The following is a 20,103-nucleotide window of genomic DNA, read 5'->3' on the forward strand; positions in this document are numbered from 1 at the left end:
GACGTCGCCGTGAGCGCGAGGTGTATGCCGGTCCTGCGCGCCCCGCAGCCGCGAGCCGAGGCGGCGCCGTGACCCAACCCACGCTCTTCGGCACCGGTCCCGCGCCGGCGCCCCGACTCGCCGACGCCGGCCCCCGCTACACCCCGGTGGAACTGGCCAAGCTGCTGCGGTTGCCGGCGCCCACCCGGGAGCAGGCCGCCATCATCGCCGCGCCGGTGGAGCCGCTGCTGGTGGTCGCCGGGGCCGGGTCCGGCAAGACCGAGACGATGGCCGCGCGGGTGGTGTGGCTGGTGGCCAACTCGTACGTGCGCCCGGAGCAGATCCTCGGGCTGACGTTCACCCGTAAGGCGGCCGGCGAGCTGGCCCACCGGGTACGGACCCGGCTCGACCAGCTGATCCGCCGCCTCGGCCGGCAGGGCCGGGACCCGCTGGACGATCCGCTGGCCGGCGAGCCCACCGTCTCCACGTACCACTCGTACGCCGGGCGGATCGTCACCGAGCACGGGCTGCGGGCGGGCTACGAGCCGTCCACCCGGCTGCTCACCGAGGCGTCCCGCTGGCAGCTGGTCGACCTGCTGGTGCGTAACTACGACGGCGACATGTCCGAGGTGGACCGGATGCCGAGCACCATCACCGACGCGGTGCTGGCGCTCGCCGGGGAGCTGGACGAGCATCTGGTCGCCCCGGACGAGCTGGCGGCCTGGACCGGACGGTTCTTCGCCGAGGTGCAGTCCCGGCCGGGACGGGTCTACGCCGACGTGCGCAAGGCGCTCGCCCTGCAACAGACCCGGCTGCGCCTGCTGCCGCTGGTGCGGGCGTACGCCCGGCGCAAGGAGGACTTCGAGGCGATGGACTTCGCCGACCAGCTCGCCCGGGCGGCCCGGGTCGCCCGGGACCACCCGGCGGTCGGCGAGATCGAGCGGGACCGCTTCCGGGTGGTGCTGCTCGACGAGTACCAGGACACTAGCCACGCCCAGGTGGTGCTGCTCAACGCGCTGTTCGGCGGCGGGCACCCGGTGACGGCGGTGGGGGACCCGTGCCAGTCGATCTACGGCTGGAGGGGGGCCAGCGCGGGCACCCTGGACCGGTTCCCGACCGAGTTCGCCCGGGCCGACGGCGAGCCGGCCGTGGCGCTCGGGCTCACCACCAGCTGGCGCAACCGGCCGGAGATCCTCCGGGTGGCGAACGCGCTGTCCACCCCGCTGCGCGCGGCCGGCGCCCGGGTGCCGGAGCTGCGCTCCGCGCTGACGGTCCGGGACCCGATTCCGCACCGCAGCCCGGGTGGGGCCGCGGGTGGCACCGTGCACTGCGCGCTGCTGCCCACGTACGCCGACGAAGCGGACTGGATCGCCGACAGCGTGCTCGCGGCGTGGCGTGGCGCGGCCCGGATGCCCGGCGCGGCGCCCGAGCACATCCCGGTGGCGCAGCGCCCGACGACCGCGGTTCTGGTGCGGGTCCGCAGCCAGATCCCGGCCATCGAGTCGGCGCTGCGCGATCGTGGCCTCCCGGTCGAGGTGGTCGGGCTGGGTGGTCTGCTGGACACCCCCGAGGTACGCGACGTGGTCTGCACGCTGCGGGTGCTGGCCGACCCGACCGACGGCGCCGCCCTGCTGCGGCTGCTCACCGGTGCCCGCTGGCGGATCGGGCCGCGCGACCTGGTGGCCCTGCACCGGCGGGCGCGGGCCATCGCCAACGCCCGGCGGCAGGTGGCCGCCGACGAGGCGTCCGAGATCAGTCCCGACCTGCTGGACGAGGCGACCCTGGTGGAGGCGCTGGCCGACCTCGGCCCGGCGCAGGCGTACTCGGCGGAGGGTTTCGCGCGGCTGCGCGCGTACGGCCGGGAGTTGGCGCTGCTGCGCTACCGCCTGGACCAGGCACTGCCGGACCTGATCGCGGACATCGAGCGGACCATCGGCCTGGATGTGGAGGTCGCGGTGCGCGCCGGCCGGGACGGCGCCGGCGACGCCGGTCTGGCCCGGGGGCACCTGGACGCGCTCGGCGACGTGGCGGCCCGCTTCAGCGGCGAGACCCCTGGCGCGACACTCGCCGGCTTCCTGTCCTATCTGGCCGCCGCGGAGGACGAGGAGCGCGGCCTCGCTCCCGGCGAGGTCGAGGTGGTGGAGGGCGCGGTGCAGGTGGTCACCGCGCACGCCGCCAAAGGGCTGGAGTGGGACGTGGTGGCGGTGGCGGGGCTGAGCCGTGGGCTGTGGCCGGGGCCGGTACGCAACTCCGACCACTGGCTGGGCGGGCTGGGCGTGCTGCCGTTCCCGCTGCGCGGCGACGCCGACGGGTTGCCCGAGTTGGCGCTGGACGAGGCGGCGGACCAGCGGGCCGTGGCCCGGGCGGTGACCGACTTCACGGACGCCTGGCGGGCGCACGACGAGCGGGAGGAGCGCCGGCTGACCTACGTGGCGGTGACCCGGCCGCGCCGCCTGCTGCTCTGCTCGGGCTACTGGTGGGGCGAGGGGACCAAGCGGCCGCGCGGCCCGTCGGTCTTCCTGCGCGAGGTGTACGACGCCTGCCTGGACGGCGGCCCGGGGCACCTGGTCGACGCGTGGGCGCCGGAACCGACCCCGGACGCGACGAATCCGACCGCCGAGGTGGTGCTCCGCGCCGAGTGGCCGGCCGACCCGCTGGGCGGGCGTCGGCCGGCGCTGGCGGAGGCGGCCGCGCTGGTCCGCCGTCTGATGAGCGACGGGCCGGCGGAGGTGGTGGTCGCCGGTGTGCCGGAGGTGGACCCGGAGGTGGCGCGTTGGCAGCGCGAGGCGGATCTGCTGCTGGCCGAGCGGGCCGAGTTGACGCGGCTCTCCGGCGCGGTCGAGGTGGCCCTGCCCGGCCAACTGAGCGTCACCCAGTTGGTCGCGTTGCGCCGCGACCCGGCGGCGCTGGCCCGGACGCTGCGTCGTCCGGTGCCCACCGAGCCCAACCCGTACGCCCGTCGCGGTACGGCCTTCCACGCCTGGCTGGAGCAGCGTTTCGGCGCTGACCGGCTGCTCGACCTGGACGAGTTGCCGGGTGCGGCCGACGCGGATGCCGCCCCGGACGAGGCGCTCGTGGAGCTTCAGGAGCGCTTCCTGGCCAGCGAGTGGGCCGACCGGGCGCCGGTGGAGGTGGAGGTGCCGTTCGCCACGGTGATCGCCGGGGTGGTGGTCCGGGGACGGATGGATGCCGTCTTCGCCCGGCCTGGCGGCCGGTTCGACGTGGTCGACTGGAAGACCGGTGCGCAGCCCTCCGGTCCGGCGGCGGAGGTGGCCGCGGTGCAGTTGGCCGTCTACCGGCTGGCCTGGGCGGAGCTGGCGGGTGTGCCGGTCGACCGGGTGGGTGCGGCGTTCCACTACGTCCGGCACGGGGTGACGGTGCGCCCGGCCGACCTGCTGGACGTGACCGGGCTCACGGCCCTGATCGCCAGGTTGCCCGAAGATTCCGTCCAACATTGACCTCGGGGCGAAAATCCGTGGTAGGTTGAACGGGTTGCAGTTTTGGTTACCAGAGACTCTGTGTGCGCCTGGCGGGATTGTGGCCCCAGGCGCTCTTTGTTGTGTCCGGAGTTCTCCGGGCGGGGCGACCAGAAGCGACAGGCGATTCGCGCATTCCCGCGCGGAGCGCTCCTCTTCGGGCTCGCAACAAGTGCGAGTCCGACGTTCCGTCAAGGAGACGAAACACATGGCTATTGGCACCGTGAAGTGGTTCAACGCTGACAAGGGCTTCGGCTTCATCACCCCGGACGGCGGCGGCGCTGACGTCTTCGCACACTTCTCGGCGATTCAGTCCTCCGGCTACCGGAGCCTGGACGAGAACCAGCGGGTCGAGTTCGAGGTGACCCAGGGCCAGAAGGGCCCGCAGGCGGAGAACATCCGCCCGATCTGATCTTCGGATCGGTCGGCACTACCCGCTGCGCCCTCCGGGCGCGGTGGTGACGGGACCGGCCCGCCCCGCCGTCGACCTGCGTGAGCAGGCGGCGGCCCGGCGGCGGGCCGGCCCGTACAACCTTCGGTTCGTGCTTGTGAGTCCTGGCGGTCTTTGTCCGCCGGTGACAGCGCCGTCCTCGGCGCCCTCCCTCGACACGTGCCGCGTCGAGGAAGGCTTCTGCGTGACCACTGTTATTCCTTCGTTCGCCCATACCGGTCTGGCGCCCGCGCTGCTCAGCGCGCTGACCGCGCAGGGCATCACGGAGCCGTTCCCGATCCAGTCGGCCACGCTGCCCGACTCGCTCGCCGGTCGGGACGTGCTCGGCCGGGGTCGCACCGGCTCCGGCAAGACCCTCGCCTTCGGGCTTCCGCTGCTCTCCCGCACCGCCGGCCGCAAGGCCCGGCCGGGTCGCCCGCTGGCCCTGGTGCTGGTGCCGACCCGGGAGCTGGCCCAGCAGGTCACCACCGCGCTCGCCCCGTACGCACGGGCTGTCGGGCTGCGCTGCGCCACCGTCGTCGGCGGGCTGTCGTTGCAGCGTCAGGCGGACGCCCTGCGCGCCGGCACCGAGGTGGTCGTGGCGACCCCCGGCCGGCTGCACGACCTGATCAACCGTGGCGACGCCCGGCTCGACCAGGTCGAGATCACCGTGCTGGACGAGGCCGACCAGATGGCCGACATGGGCTTCCTGCCGCAGGTCACCAAGCTGCTGGAGCAGGTCGCGCCGCAGGGGCAGCGGATGCTGTTCTCGGCGACCCTGGACGGCGGCGTGGACCGGCTGGTCCGGCGCTTCCTGAGCAGCCCGGTGACGCACTCCGTCGACCCGGGCACCGCCACGGTGACCGCGATGACCCACCACGTGCTGCACGTCGACGCGGTGGACAAGCCGGACGCCCTGACCCGGATCGCCGCCCGCGAGGGCCGCACCATCCTGTTCATGGGCACCAAGCACCGCGCCGACCGGCTCGCCCGCCAGTTGCTCTCCAAGGGGGTACGCGCGGCCGCGCTGCACGGCGGCAAGTCCCAGCCGCAGCGCACCCGGATCCTGGAGCAGTTCCGCAACGGGCAGGTGACCGCCCTGGTCGCCACGGACGTGGCGGCCCGAGGCATCCACGTCGACGGCCTGGACATGGTCGTCAACGTGGACCCGCCGACCGAGGCGAAGGACTACCTGCACCGGGGCGGCCGCACCGCACGGGCCGGTGAGTCCGGCAGCGTGGTCACCCTGGTCCTGCCCGAGCAGCGCCGGGACGTGTCCCGCCTGATGGCCACCGCAGGCATCCGGCCCGAGTCGGTCCAGGTGCGCCCGGGCGACGGGGCGCTGGCCCGGGTGACCGGTGCCCGCGAGCCGTCGGGCGTGCCGGTGACCATCGCCGCACCGCCGCCGGCCGCCGGCCGGGGACGTACCGCCGGTGGCCCGGTCGCCGACGGTGGCGCCCGCCCCGCGCACCGCGCGTCGGGCCGGTCCCGCCGCCCGCGCCGCCCGCGCACCGTCTGATCCGTACACCGCAGACCGACCCGCCCCGCTTCGGCCGGGCGGGTCGGTCTGTCTGTGCCGCCGTCCTGGTGCGGGTGGTTGCCCGTCCGGCCGGTCGGCTGCGTCGGTAATCAGCCCCGGAGGGGTCGGTTGCCTGACTGTGCCACGGCCGTCGGTGGTCGAAGCTGACCCGCGGGGGGAGGTCGGGCGGGGGACCCGGCACGGGAGGGGTGACCATGGCGGGCGAAGCCGGCTCGGGGGCACTGCGCGAACTGATCCTGGTGGTCGCGGTCGCGCTCGCCGGGCTGTTGCTCGCCATGGTTGCGGCCTTCGCACCCTGGCATGCCACCCCGGCGGGTAACCCTCCCGCCGGTCTGGTGGAGCTGCACACCCCCGGCGACCCGGGCTCCGGTCCGACGGTCGCACACGTGGGTTGAGCAGCGGCCGGACCGACCGGTGCCGGCGGAGGGGCAGGCCCGGTCAGGATCGGTACGAGGTGTGGTCGGGTCGGCGGGGCACCGGCCCGACCACACCGCCTCGTCGCGGTCAGAAGGCCGTGGGGGCGCGGTCGGTGAGCAGGTCGGCGAGGGTGGTGCTGTCGACCACGGTGGCGATCGCCCCGTGCACCGCCAGCCACACGTCGGTGAGCCCGGCGGCCACCCCGTGATATCCGGCCCGCTCGGCCGGCAGCCCGCGCACCGTGGTCAGCGAGCCGCCGACCGCTCGCAGCACGTCCCCGACGGTGATCTCGTCGGCGGGGCGGGTCAGCGCGTACCCGCCGTCGCTGCCCCGGTGGCTGAGCAGCAGGCCCGCCCGGCGCAGGTCGAGCAGGATGCCCTGGAGGAAGCTGAGCGGTATCTCCTGCACCTCGGCGAGACTGGCCGCCTTCACCAGTTCGCCGCCACCACCCTCGCCGCCGCCGCCGTGACCGGCGGCGACGGCGAGCATCGCCCGGAGCGCGTAGTCGCTGCGCGCGGAGACGTACACGTCACTGACCAGCCTGGTCCAGTACGCCCCAGCGGCGTCGGATCGCCTTGTCCGCCGCACCGAAGGCGGCGTCCACGACGAGGCCGAGCACCAGGATGACGATCATGGTGGAGAGCAGCCAGGGCGCGTCGGACAGCTCGCGGGAGTAGGTGAGCTGGGCGCCGAGTGAGGTCTGCGAGATGCCGACCACGATCAGCTCACCCGCCATCAGGCTGCGCCAGGAGAACGCCCACCCCTGTTTGAGCCCGGCGACGATCGCCGGCAACGCGGCGGGTGCGATCACGTACCGGTAGAGGTTGAGACCCCGTGCGCCCAGGTTGCGACCCGCGCGCAGCAGCAGCGGGGGCACGTAGTCCACACCGGAGATCACCCCGTTGGCGATGGACGGTGCCGCGCCGAGCACCACCACGAAGAAGATCGCCTTCTCGCTCAGCTCGAACAGCAGGATGGCCAGCGGGAACCAGGCGATCGACGGCATGGTCTGCAACGCGGTGATCATCGAGCCGATGGCGGCGCGGAGCACCGTGGACCGGGCCACCGCCAGGCCCAGCAGCAGGCCGACCGCGACGGAGAAGACGTACCCGACGGCGGCTCGGCGCAGCGTGGTGAGCAGACCCTCCCAGAGCTGCGGCCCCTGGGCCTGGGCCAGCAGCTCACGGCCGACGACCAGCGGCCCGGGCAGGGAGTACGGCGGTTTCCAGCCCGACCACACCACCACCTGCCACGCCGCGATGACGATGGCGAGGGCGGCCAGCTTGGGCCAGGTGGCCGCCCAGAGCCGGCTGCCCCGGGATGTTTCCTTGTCCCGGCCGGCGATCTCCAGCGCGTCGAGGCCGGATATCTGCGCGTCGGTGCGCGCCGTATTGGTGAGGGTGTCACTGGCCATGGCGGCCCACCTCCGTACGGAGCCGCTCGGTGACCTCGGCGGCGATGGCGGCGACGTCGGGGGAGTCGATCCGCCGCGGGCGCGGGATGTCCACCTCGGTGGAGTAGATGATCCGGCCGGGGCGGCTGGAGAGCAGGATGATCCGGTCGGCCAGCCGGGCGGCCTCGCGGACGTTGTGCGTCACGAAGAGCACGGAGAGTTTGCGCTCGGACCAGATCCGTTCCAGCTCGTCGTGCAGGATGTCCCGGGTCATGGCGTCCAGCGCGCCGAACGGCTCGTCCATCAGCAGCACCGGGGTGTCCAGGGCGAGCGTGCGGGCCAGTGCGACCCGCTGCCGCATCCCGCCGGACAGCTCGTGCGGGCGCTTGCGGCCGAAGTCGGCCAGGTGCACCGTCCGCAGCAGTTCGGCGACCCGTTCGCGGCGCTCGGCCCGGGGGAGCCCGCGCAGCTTGAGCGGCACCTCCACGTTGGCCTCGACGGTCAGCCAGGGGAACAGCGCCGGCTCCTGGAACATCAGCCCCGGGCTGGCCTGGCCGGCGAGCCCGATCTGCCCGCCGGTTGGCCGGTCCAGCCCGGCGACGAGGTTGAGCAGGGTGCTCTTGCCACAGCCGGACGCCCCGACCAGGCAGACGAACTCACCCGGCGCCACGTCGAGTGACACCCCGTCCAGGGCCAGTACGGCGTTCGCGCCGCGTCCGTACACCTTGGTCACGCCGGCGAGCGCGACCGCGGTGGTCGCGCTCCCCGGCGCCGTCGTGGTCGACGTCATGGCTGGACGACCTCGGGCTTGCCCTGCGCCTTCAGGGCGGTGTTGAGGTACGTGAGGTCGTACAGGCCCTTGAGGTCCACCGGCTCGGTCAGCCCCACGTCGACGGCGTGGTCGAGGCCGGCCTTGAGCGAGGTGGAGATCGGGTCGTTGGTGAACTCCAACGTCGGCCACGCCTGCTTGATCAGCTTCAGGTCCAGCGGTTTGCCGGTGATCTTTCCGATCGCGTCGGAGATGGCCTGCTGGGCCTCGTCGGGCTTGGTGTTGACGAACTCGTTCGCGGCGACCTGACCGTCGACCAGCTTCTGCACCACGTCCGGGTGCGCCTTGAGGAACTTTGTGCTGACCAGCAGGTTGGTGATGACGAACTTCCTGTCCGGCCACAGGTCGCGCTCGTCGACCAGCACCTTGCCTCCGGCGTTGACCAGCCGGGAGACGAACGGCTCGGGCACCCAGGCGCCGTCGATCGCGCCACTGTTGAACGTCTCCACAGTCTGGGCGTTCTCCTGGGGCACGATCTTGACGTCGCCGCCACCCTCCTTGGTGGTGGTCAGCCCCTGCTGCTTGAGCCAGTAGCGGATCGCCACGTCCTGGGTGTTGCCCAGCTGCGGGGTGGCGATCTTCTTCCCCTTCAGGTCCTGGACGCCGGTGATGCCGGGCTTGACCACCAGCGCCACGCCGCCGGAGGCGGCACCGGAGACGACCCGGACGGCCTCGCCCTTGGACTTGGAGAACGCGTTCACGGTCGGGTTCGGGCCGATGTAGGTGGCGTCCAGCGCTCCGGAGAAGACCGCCTCGATGGCGGCCGGGCCGGCGTTGAAGGTCTTCGGGTCCAGCTTCACGTTCGCGCCGAGCTTCTCGGCGAAGATGCCCTTCTCCACGCCGACGACGGCCGGTGCGTGGGTGATGTTGGGGAAGTAGCCGAGTCGCAGCGTCACCGGGCCGGAGCTGCCGCCCGCGCCCTCGCTGTCGTCGCCGCACGCGGCGGTGCCCAGGGTCGCCGCGCCGAGGGCGGCGATGGTGGCCAGGGTGACCAACCGGCGCAGAGGGAGCCGTCTCATCGTCCATCCAATCCGCAGTATTCCTACTTAGTTGGTAGGAAGAGTGGGCCAGACCGTGGTCAGCGTCAAGAGTCATCCACATGCCGGGAAGCCGCGTCTCAGATATGTCGGTATTTCCTACTGGCTTGCTAGGGTAAGCGTCACCTCGGCGACCGGTAGAGAGGCGAATTCCCGATGACCTTCCACTGGTTCCTGCCCACCTCCGGCGACGGCGACCAGGTCGGTGCCGCCACCGTCACAGCGGGTGCCGCCCGACACGACCGGGCCGCCACCGTGGCGTACCTGGCCGAGGTCGGGCGGGCCGCCGAGGCACACGGCTTCGCCGCCGTGCTCACCCCGGTCGGCGCCGGCTGTCCCGACCCGTGGATCGTCTGCGCGGCGGTCGCCCAGCACACCGAGCGCCTCGGCATGCTGGTCGCCGTCCGGGCCGGCTTCGCGCTGCCGACCCTGATCGCCCAGCAGGCCGAGGCGTTCCAGGCCGTCTCCGGCGGCCGGCTGTCGCTCAACATCGTCACCGGCGGCGATCCCGCCGAGCAGCGCGCGTACGGCGACTTCCTCGGGCACCACGACCGGTACGCACGCACCGGGGAGTTCATCGAGGTGCTCCGCCGCGCCTGGGCCGGCCGGCCCTTCGACTACTCCGGCGCGCACTACCGCGTCGACGGTGGTGGCCTCGCCAACCCCCTGACCGACCCGCCGCCGGTCTACTTCGGCGGAGCGTCGCAGACCGCCGAGGCGGTGGCCGCCCGGCAGGCCGACGTCTACCTGATGTGGGGCGAGCCGCCGGCCGCGATCGCCGCGCGGGTGAACCGGATCAGGGCGTTGGCCGCCGAGCACGACCGCACCCTGCGCACCGGCCTCCGGCTGCACGTCATCGCCCGGCCCACCAGTGCCGAAGCGTGGGCCGAAGCCGACCGGCTGCTGGCCGGGATGAGCCGCGAGCGGATCGCCGCCGCCCAGGCCCGGTTCCGCCGGATGGACTCCGTCGGGCAGGCCCGGATGGCCGCGCTGAACGCCGGCCGCACCGACGGGCTCACCGTCGCACCGAACCTCTGGGCCGGAGTCGGCCTGGTCCGCGAGGGTGCCGGCACCGCGCTGGTCGGCAGCTACGCCGAGGTCGCGGCCCGCATCGACGAGTACGCGGCGCTCGGCGTGGACGAGTTCGTCCTTTCCGGCTGGCCCCACCGGGAGGAGGCCGAGCGGGTCGGCGCCGAGGTGCTGCCGCTGGTGGCCAACCCGGTGGCGGCTGCTCCGCGGAGGTCGCCCGTGGCGGGGGTGCCGACGCGCTAGGGTCGATCCCGTGGCGGCGCGGAGATCCAGAATTCCAGCGACGAAGTACCCGGTCGAGCGGTTCACCCTCGACAACGGCCTGCGGGTGGTCCTCACCCCCGATCGCAGTGCCCCGGTCATCGGGGTGGCGGTGGTCTACGACGTCGGCATCCGGTCCGAGCCGGAGGGGCGCACCGGCTTCGCCCACCTCTTCGAACACCTGATGTTCCAGGGCTCGGAGAATCTGGAGAAGCTGGCCCACTTCCGGCACGTGCAGGGCGCCGGCGGCACCTTCAACGGTTCCACCCACCTGGACTACACCGACTACTTCGAGACGCTGCCGAGCAACGCGCTGGAGCGCGCGCTGTTCCTGGAGGCGGACCGGATGCGCGGCCCCCGGCTGACCGAGGAGAACCTGCGCAACCAGGTCGACGTGGTCAAGGAGGAGATCCGGGTCAACGTGCTCAACCGGCCGTACGGTGGGTTCCCCTGGCTGACCCTGCCGCCGGTCATGTTCGACACCTTCCCCAACGCGCACGACGGCTACGGCTCCTTCGACGACCTGGAGTCGGCGACCGTCGCCGACGCCGCGGACTTCTTCCGCCGCTACTACGCCAGCGGCAACGCGGTGCTGGCGGTCAGCGGCGACATCGACGTGGCCGAGGCGACCGAGCTGGTCACCCGCCACTTCGGTGACGTGCCGGCCCGTCCCGCACCGCGGCGGCCTGACTTCACCGAGCCCGACCTGACCGCTGAGCGCCGCACCTCGTACACGGACAAGCTGGCGCCGCTGCCGGCGGTGGCCGGCGCCTGGCGGGTGCCCGACCCGGTCACCGACTTCGCCGGCTACCTGCCGTACGTGGTGCTGGCCGAGGTGCTGACCGACGGCGACGCGTCACGGCTGGTCGAGCGGCTGGTCCAGCGCGACCGCACGGTGACCAGCCTCGGCGGCTACCTCGGTTTCATGGGCGACCCGTTCGACGTGCGCGACCCGACGGCGCTGCTGCTCCAGGCGCACCTGCCGCCCGGCGGCGACGTGGACAAGGTGCTGCGCACCATGGACGAGGAGCTGGACCGACTGGCCACCGACGGGCTGACCGAGGGTGAGCTGGCCCGGACCCAGGCCCGGATGGCGACCCACCTGCTGCGGGACACCGACGCGGTGCTCGGCCGCGCGCTGCGGATGGCCGTGCTGGAACAGCAACGCGGCGAACCGGGGCTGCTCAACGACCTGCCCCGGCTGGTCGGCGAGGTCACCGAGGAGCAGGTCCGGGCCGCCGCGGCCACCCTGCGCCCGGAGCGCCGCGCCGCGGTCGAGGTCATCGCCGGAGGTGCCCGATGACCGCCACTGTCGTTCCCGGGCCGCGTACGCTGCCGCCGCTCGGCCCCACCCGCAAGCTCAAGGTGCCCAAGCAGGCCGAACGCACGTTGCGCAACGGCCTCACCGTGATCGCGGTACGCCGGCCCGCTGTGCCACTGGTCGAGCTGCGGCTCTGGGTCCCGTTCGGCCGGGCCCACCTGGCGCGAGGGGCGATGCTCTCGCAGACCATGCTCTCCGGCACCGAGTCGATGACCAGCGTGCAGATCGCCGCCGAGCTGCAGAAGGTGGGCGGCGGGCTCTCCGCGGGCGTCGACCCGGACCGGCTGATGCTGTCCGGCGCCGGCCTGGTCACCGGCCTGGACCGGATGCTGGAGCTGCTGGCGGAGGTGCTGACCGGTGCCAGCTATCCCGGCGACGACGTGGCCACCGAGCGGGACCGGCTGATCGACCGGATCCAGGTGGCGCAGAGCCAACCGGCGCACCTGGCCCGGGAGGCGCTGCTGAAGCGGGTCTACGGTCGGCACCCGTACGCCACGCAGACCCCGGAGCCCGGCCAGATCCGTGCCGTCCGGCCGGCGGCACTGCGCAGCCTGCACGCCGAGCGGGTCCACCCGGCCGGCGCGCAGCTGGTGGTCGTCGGCGACGTGCAGCCGGAGCGGGCACTGGACGCGGCCGAGCGGGCGCTCGGCGACTGGAAGGGCGCGGGCCGCACGGCCGAACTGCCGCCCACCCCGCCGCTGGAGCCGGGGCCGCTGCTGCTGGTCGACCGGCCCGGCTCGGTGCAGTCCTCGCTGCGGATCGCGCTGCCGGCCGTGTCGCGCACCCATCCCGACCACGCTCCGCTGCAACTGGCCAACCTGGTCTTCGGCGGCTACTTCTCCTCCCGCTGGGTGGAGAACATCCGCGAGGACAAGGGCTACACCTACGGCCCGCACTCGGTGATCGAGCACTCGGTGGCCGGGTCCGTGCTGGTCGCCGCCGCCGAGGTGGCCACCGAGGTCACCGGCCCGGCGTTGCTGGAGACGACGTACGAGCTGGGCCGGCTGGCGTCGTTGCCGCCGAAGCCCGAGGAGCTGGAGCAGGCCCGCCAGTACGCCCTCGGCACCCTCCAGCTCGGCATGTCCACCCAGGCCGGGCTGGCGGCGCTGACCAGCGTGTACGCCGGCAGCGGACTGCGCCTGGACTTCCTCGCCGAGTACGCGGCCCGGCTGGCGAAGGCGACCGTCGACGACGTCGCGCGGGCGGCGGCGCAGTATCTCGCGCCGGCCCGGGCCGCGGTGGTGGTGCTCGGTGACGCCGAGCGGATCACCCCGGGGCTGGCCGCGCTGACCACGGTCCGGACCGAGCCGGTGCCGCAGTGAGCCGGCCGGCCACGCGGGCCGGGGAGGGCGCGGCGTGAGCGGGGAGATGGCGCCGCCGCTGGCCCGGTCCACGCTGGACCGGGCCGCACACCGGCGCGGCGATTCGCAGTGGCTGACCGAGGCGTGGCTACGCGCCCGGGTGCTCCTGCTCGACTCGACCGACGAGGGTCGGACGCTGGCCCGTACCGACGCGTCGCCTCCGGCGCTGGTGCTGTTCCGGGCGGCCGACGTCCCGGCCGGGTCCGAGTCGATCGCGATGTTCCTCGGTGTCGAGCCGGACGGGGTGCCGGTCTTCGCGGTCGACACGCCGCTGCCGGCGTTGCCGGGCACCCGGGCGGTGAACCTGCGCGAGGTGGGCCACCTGCTCGCCGACCGGGAGGCCGGCATCTTCACCACCGCGCTGGCGTTGGTCAACTGGCACACCCGGCACGGCTACTCGGCGGCCACCGGGGCGCCGACGGCGATGGACGAGGCCGGCTGGTCCCGGGTGGACCGCAACGGCGGGCGCGTCTGGCCGCGTACCGACCCGGCGATGATCGTGCTGGTGCACGACGGTGTCGACGGTCCGGACGGGCACTGCCTGCTGGGCAACAACGCCGGCTGGCCGGGCACCCCGGGCGGTCGGCGCTATTCCTGCCTGGCCGGTTACGTGGAGCCGGGGGAGTCGGCCGAGGCCGCCGTGCTGCGCGAGGTCCGCGAGGAGGTGGGCGTCGGGGTCGAGCGCATCGGGTACGTGGGCAGCCAGGCATGGCCGTTCCCCGGTTCCCTGATGCTCGGGTTCCTGGCGACCGCCGACCCGGCCGACCCGGTGCGGGTCGACCCGTCCGAGATCGCGTACGCCCGCTGGTTCTCCCGCCGGGAGATCGGGGCGGCGCTGGCCGGGCGGACCGTGGACGTGGGCGACGGCGCGCAGTTGATCCTGCCGCCGCCGTCGTCGATCGCGCTGTTCCTCATCCATCGCTGGCTGGACGGCTGGGTGGACACCGACCGTTGAGCACGGTCCCGGCCCGCGGCCGCCGTTGCCGCGGCGGTCGCGGGCCGGGAACACGGGCCGTCGTGATCGGCTGGGGCGAGAAACGCGGCGGGGGAGCCGATCCGATCACGACGGACGTCTGGTGGGTCAGGTGCCGGTGCGGCCCGGTCGGAGCCGGAAGGCGGGTCGGGCGTCGCCGAGTGGCAGGACCTTGACCCGTTGCTTGCCGGCGCGGACCGCGCCGACCGTGGCCAGGGCCCGGGCCAGCAGCAGCGCGGCGTCCCGGTCCTCGGCGTGCACGGTCTGCCGGCGTGGTTCGGGCGTGGTCGTCTCGTCGCGGAGTCGGTGGCCGTCGGCCCAGGCGGCGGCGATGTCCCCGTCTGCGACGGCGCGGATGTCGGTGCGAACGATCAGGAACCGCATGAGGGTCTCCGGATGAACGGCGACGGATGAGCCAGTGTGGAAGTTCCACGTACTCGAAGGCCATGTTACGCCGCGTGTTCATCTCAGCAACTGAAACGCGCCTATCGGTTTCGAGCCTCGTCTGATCGGCGGATGGCTGGTCAGCGGGGTCGGCGGCCGGTAACGCGACGGGGCCGCCGGCAGTACGCCGACGGCCCCGTTCCGGTTACCGGATCAGTTCAGATCGAACTGGCCCTTCTTGGCTCCGGTGATGAAGCCGAGCCATCCCGCCCGGTTGAACAGCAGCACCGGGCCGCTCCGGTCCTTGCTGTCGCGCAGTGCGACAGCCGACGGCCCGGTGCCCAGCGGGGCGACCTCCACGCAGTTGGAGGTCTGGCTACGCGTGCTGGTACGCCACGGGGCATCCGCCAGGTGGTGGGCGGGAACGGACGGCGTGTTGCGGATGTCGTTCATGGTTCGCTCCTGATGTGAACCGCTCCGATGGGACGAGTGGTGCCGCACGCCCGACGGAGGGTCCCGCGTGGATCACCGTTCCGTCAGCCGCCCCGAGGCCCGGCGGCGTTGGGTCGGCGCCGTTGTCGGCCCGAACGCCACTGTGGATGGGGGCGGCGCCTCGGTCAGCCGTCCCGTCGCCTCGATCAGCCAGGAGAGGGTGTCCGAGGCGTTCAGTGCCGCCGTGCATAGCCACTCGAACACCACTTTATAGCGATTTAGTGCGATTGCCTCGGTCGACATGACGTCGGTGAACCCCCCTTCGATGGTCAGCGTCTCCGGATCGAGCGGATCGGCGAACCGGTAGAGGGAGAACGCGGTCGGCGGAAGGTACCAATGGCCGATCTGGGTGTCCCGCAGCAGCACGTGCAGCGTCACGTTCGGCAGAAGGGCCAGCTCGCAGAGCTGGACCAGTTGCTCGCGCAGCACCTCGGGTGGCCCGGCCCGACGGCCGAGGGCCGCCTCCTCCAGTACCGCCGTGTAGCGCGGCGCGTCGGGCTCGCGGGTCAGCAACGACTGGCGGGCCAGCCGCGCCTGCACCTCGGTCTCCGGCTCCTCGCCCGGCGCCGGCTCGCCAGCACCCTCGGCGACCTGACGGGCCGAGACGATCCGGACCTGGGCGTACCCCGGGGTCTGCAACAGCCCCGGCACCAGCACGGGGTTGTACTCGGAGATCTCCACGCAGCCCGCCTCCAGCTCGGCCCAGCCGCGCTGCTGCTGGGTCATCACCGGAAAGTTCTTCAGCCAGCCCCGCATGTCGCCGGCCTCGCCGGTGATCCCGAGCAGCTCCGTCCGCAGTGCCTCGTCGGCGCCGTAGAGGGTGAGCAGATCGGCGACATCCTGTGGGTCGGGTCGGCTGCGACCGTTCTCCAGACGGGACAGTTTGGACGCGGAGGCCCAGCCGATCCGCTCGATGACCTGATCCCCGGTGAGGCCCGCGGCCTCGCGCAGGCGGCGCAGCTCTACGCCCAACCGGCGACGACGCAGGATCGGGCTGGGTGCGGCAGGAGGCACGGTGTCCTCTTTCCCGTCGACCGCCGCGGACGCGACGGTAACTGTATGAAATTCGGCCCCCACGGTCAGTATGGACGGCGCGACCGGCGTCGGACGTTCCGGCGGGGGCGTGTCTTGCAGAAAAACAGGACCACGGGTACGCCGGAGGGCGGCGGACCCGTGGTCGCGGCCCCGTCGACCACGCTCACCCGCGTACGCCATCCCGCCGGAGGGACCCATGCGCACCGTCCTGCGCCGACCCGACTTCCGCCTGCTCTTCGGCGGTCTGCTGGCCAGCATGACCGCCGAGTCGATCCTGCTGCTCGCGCTCGCCATCTGGGTCAAGGACCTGACCGGCTCCGACGGGCTCGCCGGCGCGACGATCTTCGCGGTCATCGCCCCGATGACGCTGGCGCCGCTGGTCGGCTGGTTCGTCGACCGCTACCCGCGCCGGCCCTTCTTCGTGGCCGCGAACCTCGTCACCGCGGTGCTGCTCACCCCGTTGTTCACGGTCCGGGACTCCGGCGACGTCTGGCTCGTCTACCTGGTGGCCGCCCTGTACGGCCTGTCCTACATCACGCTCAGCGCCGCGCTCAGCGGGCTGATCCGGCAGTTGGTGCCGGTGGAGCTGCTGGCCGAGGCCAACGGCGTGCTGCAGACCGTACGACAGGGGCTGCGGCTGATCGGCCCGCTGGCCGGCGCGGCCCTCTACGCGGCGATCGGCGGGTGGGCCCTGGCCGGGATCGGGATGGTCGGCTTCCTGACCGCCGCGGCGGTGGTGGCCGCGCTGCCCACCCCCCACCCGGCGCCGCCGACCGTGCGGCTGCGCTGGCCGGCCGAGCTGGGTGCCGGGCTGCGACACCTGGCCGGCGAGCCGGCCCTGCGCCGGGCACTGCTCGGCTACGGGCTCGGGTCGCTGGTGATGGGCTTCAGCGAGTCGCTCATCTTCGCCTACGTCGACCAGGGGCTGGACCGGGACGCCGCCTTCGTCGGCGTGCTGGTCACGGTGCAGGGCGTGGGCGGGCTGCTCGGTGGGCTCTGCTCGCCGACGCTGGTCCGCCGGCTCGGCGAGGTCGGCACGCTGGCCGCCGGGGTCGCGCTCTTCGGGCCGGCCGCGCTCGCGCTCGCGTACCCCGATCTGCGGCTCGGGTTCGCGGCGGTGCTGCTGGCCGGCGTCTCGCTTCCGCTGACCATGGTGGGCCTGCACACGCTGATCCAGCGGCGTACCCCACCGGGGCTGGTCGGCCGGGTGGCCGCGGCCACCGAGGCGGTGGTCAGCGGGCCACAGGCGTTCTCCATCGGCGCGGGCGCCCTGCTGGTCGGGTTCGTGGACTACCGGGCACTGTTCGCGCTGATCGGGGTTGCCACCATGGCCGCCGGCGGCTTCCTCTGGCGGGGCCGGCACCTGAGCGCGCCGTCCGGTGCCCGCCCACCCACGCCACCGACCCGCCCGACGCTCCCGGCGCTCCCGGCGCCCCGCCGCCCGGCCGACGACGCCGACCGGCAGGTGGCGACCGGTACCCAGCGGCCACCGGGCCTGTGACGGACAGCGGACACGACGAGCGGCCGCCCCACGCGGGGCGGCCGCTCGTCGATGGTGACCCGCCGTCAGGCGGTGAGGGTCGCCAGGTGCTGCTTGACCTGAGTGATCGAGGGGTTGGTCAGGGCGCTGCCGTCGGCGAAGCGCAGCGTCGGCACCGTCTGGTTGCCGCCGTTGACGCTCATCACGAACTCCGCGGCCTTCGGGTCCTGCTCGATGTCGACCACCTCGTACCCGATGCCCTCCCGGTCGAGCTGCGACTTCAGCCGGTGGCAGTAGCCGCACCAGGGGGTGGAATACATCGTCAACATGCGGATCCTCCAACTCCTCCGGCCGCCGGCTTGCGGATCAAGCCGAGGCTGTTCGCTGCAACGTCCGGGGTAGCTGAGATGATTCCTGGTTGTGGTGGTTCACTCAGCGTCGGAACGCGTGCTCGCCGGGCTGGACCCGGAGCAACGCTCCGCCGTGACCGCACCCGCCGGCCCGGTCTGCATCCTGGCCGGCGCCGGCACCGGCAAGACCCGCGCGATCACCTCCCGGATCGCCCATCGGGTGCTCTCCGGTGAGATCTCCCCCCGGCACGTGCTCGCGGTCACCTTCACCGCCCGGGCGGCCGCCGAGATGCGACACCGGATCTCCCTGCTCGGGGTGCACGGTGTGCAGGCGCGGACGTTCCACGCCGCCGCACTGCGTCAGGTGCGCTACTTCGCTCCCCGGCTGCTGGCCGGCCGGGCCATGCCCGAGCTGCTGGACAGCAAGGTGCGCCTGGTCACCCTCGCCGCCGCCCGGGTGGGCCTGCGTACCGACCGGGCCGCCGCGCGCGACCTCGCCGGCGAGATCGAGTGGGCCAAGTCGTCGCTGGTCGAGCCGGGCGAATACGTGGTGGCGGCGGCACGGGCGCTGCGCGACACCCCGCACGAGCCGGCGAAGGTGGCCGACGTGTTCGCCGCGTACGAGCAGCTCAAGCGCTCCAACGGCGTGATCGACTTCGAGGACATGCTGCGCGCCGCGGTGTGGGGCATCGAGGAGCATTCGGACGTCGGCGAGCAGGTCCGTGGCCAGTACCGGCATTTCGTGGTCGACGAGTACCAGGACGTCAACCCACTCCAGCAGCGGTTGCTGGACGCCTGGCTGGCCGGCCGGAACGACCTGACCGTGGTCGGTGACGCCAGCCAGACGATCTACTCGTTCACCGGGGCGACCTCGGCATATCTGGTCGACTTCCCGCGCCGGCACCGCGGCGCCACCGTGGTCCGGCTGGTCCGCGACTACCGCTCCACCCCGCAGGTGGTCGGGCTGGCCAACGCGGTGATCTCCCAGGCTCGGGGCACCGAGGCGCGGCTGCGACTGGAGTTGAGCGGGCAGCGCCCGCCCGGTCCCGAGCCGGACCTGCGGATCTTCACCGACGAGCCGGCCGAGGCGAACGCGGTGGCCGCCCGCTGCCGGACGTTGATCGACTCGGGCACGCCGGCGAAGGAGATCGCCGTCCTGTTCCGGACCAACGCGCAGTCCGAGGCGTACGAGAAGGCGCTCACCGAGGCCGAGGTGCCGTACGTGGTGCAGGGCGCGGAGCGGTTCTTCGAGCGGACCGAGGTGCGCCAGGCGATGGTCGCGTTGCGCGCCGCCACCCGGTCGATCCCGGGTGAGACCCCCCTGCCGGCCGCCGTCGTCGAGGCGCTCACCGCGGTCGGCTGGGCCCCGGACGCGCCCCCGGCCGGCGGTGCCGCCCGCGAGCGGTGGGAGGCGTTGGCCGCGCTGGTCCAGCTCGCCGAGGAGTACGCGGCCACCCCCGAGGTGCTGCCGATCGGCGAGGCGGCGTCGGTGGAGCGCGCGGTCACCCTGTCCGACTTCACCGAGGAGCTGGCCCGCCGGGCCGCCCAGCAGCACGTGCCGACGGTGGACGGGGTGACACTGGCGTCCCTGCACTCGGCCAAGGGGCTGGAGTGGGACGCGGTCTTCCTGGTCGGGCTCGCCGAGGGCACCCTGCCCACCACGTACGCCAAGACCGTCGAGCAGGTCGAGGAGGAGCGCCGGCTGCTCTACGTCGGGATCACCCGGGCCCGGCAGTGGCTCTGGCTGTCGTACGCCGCCGCGCGCTCGCCGGGCGGACGTGCCCGGCGGCCGTCGCGGTTCCTGCCCCAGCTGGACCGCTCCGGTGGGACCGAACGGGCTGGCTCCGGTACCGGCCCGGCCCGGCGGCCCGAACGGCGCCGGACCCAGATCGTCTCCTGCCGGATCTGCGGGGCCACGCTGCTCGCCGGCCCGGACCGGAAGCTGGGCCGCTGTCCCACCTGCCCGTCCGATATAGACGATGAGCTGCACGAACGCCTGCGGGAGTGGCGTCAGCGGGTGGCCGGTGCGCAGAAGGTGCCCGCGTACGTGGTCTTCACGGACGCCACGCTGACAGCGCTGGCCGAGCGGCGGCCGGGCCGGCCGGAGGAGCTGATCGCCATCGCCGGCATCGGCCCCCGCAAGTTGGGCCTCTACGGCGAGTCGGTTCTGGCGCTGGTGGGCGGCGCGGGGGTGGACGACGTCTGCCCGGAGAAAACTTTCGAAATCTCGTCGTAAATTCGTTTGCCCTCGCCCCGGCGCGAGGAATAGCCTCAGGACACACCACGCGAGCGGCGCCATTCCGGCTGCTCACGAGG

18 protein-coding genes are annotated in these 20,103 nt (G+C 73.2%); 10 read left to right on the top strand and 8 right to left on the bottom strand.

The annotated features are described in order from the left end of the window. Window positions 1–68 precede the first annotated feature (68 nt). The 4 genes from M8C17_RS25150 (at window position 69) to M8C17_RS25165 (ending at window position 5,820) form a co-directional block, all read left to right on the top strand. The gene (locus M8C17_RS25150; protein ID WP_252419026.1) at window positions 69–3,437 is read left to right on the top strand and encodes an ATP-dependent helicase; all 3,369 of its coding nucleotides are present in this window, start codon (window positions 69–71) and stop codon (window positions 3,435–3,437) included. 226 nt (window positions 3,438–3,663) lie between these two features. Continuing rightward, window positions 3,664–3,867 (top strand): cold-shock protein, encoded by a 204-nt coding sequence (locus tag M8C17_RS25155; protein ID WP_101369720.1) that lies wholly within the window; start codon window positions 3,664–3,666, stop codon window positions 3,865–3,867. A gap of 223 nt (window positions 3,868–4,090) precedes the next feature. After that, on the top strand, window positions 4,091–5,404 hold the full coding sequence (locus tag M8C17_RS25160) for a DEAD/DEAH box helicase (protein ID WP_252419027.1): 1,314 nt from the start codon (window positions 4,091–4,093) through the stop codon (window positions 5,402–5,404). Window positions 5,405–5,619: 215 nt separating this feature from the next. Then, window positions 5,620–5,820: a hypothetical protein gene (locus M8C17_RS25165; protein ID WP_252419028.1), complete on the top strand. Its 201-nt coding sequence runs from the start codon at window positions 5,620–5,622 to the stop codon at window positions 5,818–5,820. A 109-nt stretch (window positions 5,821–5,929) separates the two neighbouring features. On the opposite strand, the gene M8C17_RS25170 is transcribed toward M8C17_RS25165, so the two are convergent. From M8C17_RS25170 to M8C17_RS25185, 4 genes are read right to left on the bottom strand one after another with little or no spacing between them, the layout of a single operon-like run. Further along, window positions 5,930–6,370 (bottom strand): Rrf2 family transcriptional regulator, encoded by a 441-nt coding sequence (locus M8C17_RS25170; RefSeq protein WP_252419029.1) that lies wholly within the window; start codon window positions 6,368–6,370, stop codon window positions 5,930–5,932. Window position 6,371: 1 nt separating this feature from the next. Next, window positions 6,372–7,256: an ABC transporter permease gene (locus M8C17_RS25175; RefSeq protein WP_252419030.1), complete on the bottom strand. Its 885-nt coding sequence runs from the start codon at window positions 7,254–7,256 to the stop codon at window positions 6,372–6,374. After that, complete coding sequence (locus M8C17_RS25180; RefSeq protein WP_252419031.1) at window positions 7,246–8,025, bottom strand: ABC transporter ATP-binding protein; 780 nt, start codon at window positions 8,023–8,025, stop codon at window positions 7,246–7,248. The genes M8C17_RS25175 and M8C17_RS25180 overlap by 11 nt, the downstream gene beginning before the upstream one ends. Beyond that, window positions 8,022–9,083, bottom strand: coding sequence for an ABC transporter substrate-binding protein (locus tag M8C17_RS25185; RefSeq protein ID WP_252419032.1), 1,062 nt, complete (start codon window positions 9,081–9,083; stop codon window positions 8,022–8,024). Before M8C17_RS25185 ends, M8C17_RS25180 begins: the two co-directional genes overlap by 4 nt. A gap of 174 nt (window positions 9,084–9,257) precedes the next feature. Between M8C17_RS25185 and M8C17_RS25190 the strand changes: the two genes are divergently transcribed. The 4 genes from M8C17_RS25190 to nudC are packed head-to-tail and all read left to right on the top strand — an operon-like array spanning window position 9,258 to window position 14,028. Further along, complete coding sequence (locus M8C17_RS25190) at window positions 9,258–10,373, top strand: LLM class flavin-dependent oxidoreductase (RefSeq protein WP_252419033.1); 1,116 nt, start codon at window positions 9,258–9,260, stop codon at window positions 10,371–10,373. 10 nt (window positions 10,374–10,383) lie between these two features. Further along, window positions 10,384–11,694, top strand: coding sequence for a pitrilysin family protein (locus tag M8C17_RS25195; protein WP_252419034.1), 1,311 nt, complete (start codon window positions 10,384–10,386; stop codon window positions 11,692–11,694). Next, window positions 11,691–13,034: a pitrilysin family protein gene (locus M8C17_RS25200; protein ID WP_252419035.1), complete on the top strand. Its 1,344-nt coding sequence runs from the start codon at window positions 11,691–11,693 to the stop codon at window positions 13,032–13,034. The genes M8C17_RS25195 and M8C17_RS25200 overlap by 4 nt, the downstream gene beginning before the upstream one ends. A 46-nt stretch (window positions 13,035–13,080) precedes the next feature. After that, window positions 13,081–14,028 carry an NAD(+) diphosphatase gene (gene nudC, locus M8C17_RS25205; protein ID WP_252419091.1) on the top strand — a complete coding sequence of 316 codons (948 nt, stop codon included), beginning with the start codon at window positions 13,081–13,083 and terminating at the stop codon, window positions 14,026–14,028. Window positions 14,029–14,154: 126 nt separating this feature from the next. On the opposite strand, the gene M8C17_RS25210 is transcribed toward nudC, so the two are convergent. The 3 genes from M8C17_RS25210 to M8C17_RS25220 form a co-directional block, all read right to left on the bottom strand. After that, window positions 14,155–14,430 (bottom strand): hypothetical protein, encoded by a 276-nt coding sequence (locus tag M8C17_RS25210; protein ID WP_252419036.1) that lies wholly within the window; start codon window positions 14,428–14,430, stop codon window positions 14,155–14,157. Between the two features lie 213 nt (window positions 14,431–14,643). Continuing rightward, a complete protein-coding gene (locus M8C17_RS25215) occupies window positions 14,644–14,883 on the bottom strand; it encodes a DUF397 domain-containing protein (RefSeq protein ID WP_252419037.1) in 240 nt (79 codons plus the stop codon). Window positions 14,884–14,955: 72 nt separating this feature from the next. Continuing rightward, entirely contained in the window at window positions 14,956–15,936 is a 981-nt protein-coding gene (locus M8C17_RS25220; protein WP_252419038.1) for a helix-turn-helix transcriptional regulator, read from the bottom strand. 217 nt (window positions 15,937–16,153) lie between these two features. On the opposite strand from M8C17_RS25220, the gene M8C17_RS25225 reads away from it, so the two are divergent. Further along, window positions 16,154–17,458, top strand: coding sequence for an MFS transporter (locus M8C17_RS25225; protein ID WP_252419039.1), 1,305 nt, complete (start codon window positions 16,154–16,156; stop codon window positions 17,456–17,458). Between the two features lie 65 nt (window positions 17,459–17,523). Here the strand turns inward: M8C17_RS25225 and M8C17_RS25230 are convergent, their stop codons facing one another. Beyond that, window positions 17,524–17,766 carry a mycoredoxin gene (locus M8C17_RS25230; RefSeq protein WP_151492942.1) on the bottom strand — a complete coding sequence of 81 codons (243 nt, stop codon included), beginning with the start codon at window positions 17,764–17,766 and terminating at the stop codon, window positions 17,524–17,526. Between the two features lie 91 nt (window positions 17,767–17,857). On the opposite strand from M8C17_RS25230, the gene M8C17_RS25235 reads away from it, so the two are divergent. After that, window positions 17,858–20,023 carry an ATP-dependent DNA helicase UvrD2 gene (locus M8C17_RS25235; protein ID WP_252419040.1) on the top strand — a complete coding sequence of 722 codons (2,166 nt, stop codon included), beginning with the start codon at window positions 17,858–17,860 and terminating at the stop codon, window positions 20,021–20,023. The last annotated feature ends 80 nt before the right edge of the window (window positions 20,024–20,103 follow it).

It is taken from the genome of Micromonospora sp. RHAY321, assembly GCF_023896955.1.
In the GTDB taxonomy this organism is placed as follows: Bacteria; Actinomycetota; Actinomycetes; order Mycobacteriales; family Micromonosporaceae; genus Micromonospora.